The sequence below is a fragment of the Amycolatopsis sp. NPDC006125 genome (genome assembly GCF_040614195.1).
Classification (GTDB): Bacteria; Actinomycetota; Actinomycetes; order Mycobacteriales; family Pseudonocardiaceae; genus Amycolatopsis_E; species Amycolatopsis_E tucumanensis.
Genome location: NZ_JBEXTZ010000219.1, coordinates 1 through 2017 on the forward strand (window position 1 = coordinate 1; position 2017 = coordinate 2017).

At 72.0% G+C, this 2017-nt stretch carries 2 protein-coding genes; one reads left to right on the forward strand and one right to left on the reverse strand.

Going from position 1 to position 2017, the window contains the following annotated elements; all coding sequences use genetic code 11:
• Window positions 1-166: 166 nt before the first annotated feature.
• Window positions 167-961, reverse strand: coding sequence for a hypothetical protein (locus ABZ193_RS43535; RefSeq protein ID WP_235716180.1), 795 nt, complete (start codon window positions 959-961; stop codon window positions 167-169).
• 288 nt (window positions 962-1249) lie between these two features.
• Between ABZ193_RS43535 and ABZ193_RS43540 the strand changes: the two genes are divergently transcribed.
• Window positions 1250-1792: a sigma-70 family RNA polymerase sigma factor gene (locus ABZ193_RS43540; RefSeq protein WP_354714687.1), complete on the forward strand. Its 543-nt coding sequence runs from the start codon at window positions 1250-1252 to the stop codon at window positions 1790-1792.
• Window positions 1793-2017: the final 225 nt, after the last annotated feature.

Here is a 2017-nt window from a genome sequence, read left to right on the forward strand (position 1 = left end):
GTCGCGGGGGCATCGCGACGCCGGGACCAGCGCCCGATCCGGCCAGGCGCGGTTGGCCGGTCGGGAAGACTGGGATTCGGCCCTCGGGCGGCAGAGGTGTGCTGCGGAGGGGCCCGCTAGTTGATCTTGTTGTGGACGCGGGTCGCCTGTGTGAACGGGTCTCGCGTCAGTCGGGCGAGGTGGGCGGCAGGCCCGCTACGGTGCCCATACCCACGAAACCGCTGGTCAGCGCTCCCACGATCGGCTGAACCGGGGCAGCGGAGGCACGCGGGCCGAGGACGGCCAGCAGGTCGCGGCTGCCGTTGCCGGAGTCGTGGGAAACGGTGATGACGACGCCGGGATCACCCGGGTCGGTGGGTGCCGGAGCCGGCGGGGCGTTGTCCGCGCGCACCGGGTCCGGGATGTCTTGGTGCTGCGCCGGCGCTGTCGCGTGCTTGACGGCGGGCGCGTGGTGCGTGACCGCGTGCACGGGCGCGGGGGCCGGCTCGGCGGGAGGCTGCGCGGGAGGTTCGGCGGGAGCCGGGGGCGCGGGCGCCGGTTCGGTGACGGCCGGCTCGCTGTCCACGGTTCCGGTGTCGGCCGGTTCGGACCGCTCGGGTGCCTTCGGGGTGATCGTCTGAACGGTCTCGTCGACGATTCCGGTGATCGGCTGCGTCGCTTGGTCAGCCGTTTCGGTGACGGTCGTCAGTGCCGATTCCGCCGTGTCGGTGACGGTCGAAAGTGTGGTGTTCACCGTGTCGGTGACGACGTCGACGAGTCCGGTCACCGTGCCGAGGAGGTTCGGCTGCTCTTGCGTGGTGACGGTGTCCGGTTCGGACGGCGCCTCGTCGGCGGCGGCCGATGGCGCGCCGAGGACCGCGGTGAGCAGCCAGCCCGCGAGCACGAATCCGCCCGCGAGCAGCAGCTTGAGTTCGACCGGAAGTGTTCGCGCGGAGTGGCGCGCGCTGATCGCGTCGCGCATCGCCACCACCACCGTCCACGAACGACTACGGAAAGTTTGTTCCGGCCTGGTCATCAGGTGTGCTGATCCCAGCCTGATTTCTCCTGCCGGTGGCGAGTGTTTCACCTCGAAAGCGATCGATCCAGCCCCGTACGGCGGAACCCTGGTTCCGCCTTCCGTGTGTCTGTTCGTTAGTTGATCACGCAACGTGTGCGTACTTTTACTCAACTTCTCGCCTACCAGCGGTTTTCGGGAGCTTCCGCGCAGGCCGGGCCATCTGAGTCGGGACCGGTGATCGCGAGGGGTGCAATGACCGAAATCGAACTGATCGAGTTGCTGGCCCGGGCGTGGCGTGGCGACCAGGGCGCGTGGTCCGCGTTGGTGCGCGGGTTGTCGGTGGTGGTGCTGCGCGTGGCGCGGGCGCACCGGCTCGGCGACGCCGACGCGTTCGACGTCTGCCAGAACACGTGGGTGTCGCTGGCGCAGCTGCGGGAGCTCCGGGAGCCGGCCCGCCTACCCGCCTGGCTGGCGACGACGGCCCGCCGGCAGGCGCTGAGGGTGCTGGAGTCGCGGCGGCGGGAGATCCCAGCGGAGTGCGACCGGCCCGACGAGCTCACCCCGGAACGCCAAGTACTGGCCAGTGAGCGGGACGCCCTGCTACACCGGGCGGTGGCCCAGCTGCCGGCCGCCCAGAGGCGCCTGGTGGAACTCCTGATGCAAGACCCGCCAGCCACACACGCCGATATAGCCGCCGAGCTGGGCATAGCGATCGGCAGCGTCGGCCCGACGCGCCGCAGAGCCCTCGACCGCCTACGCCGCTACCTGGAAGCCCACGGCTACGACCACGCGTGAGCCCGGGAGGGCCCGGCCGCGCACTGGACTCGCGACGACGACGCGCGAGCCGGAGAAGCGCGGCAGCGCACTGGACTCGCTGCGGCGGCGCGCGAGGCGGAGGAGCGCGGCCGCGCACTGGACTCGCTGCGGCGGCGCGCGAGCCGGAGGAGCGCGGCCGCGCACTGGGCTCGCTGCGGCGGCGCGCGAGGCGGAGGAGCGGGGCGGCGGCGGCGGGTGGGGGCG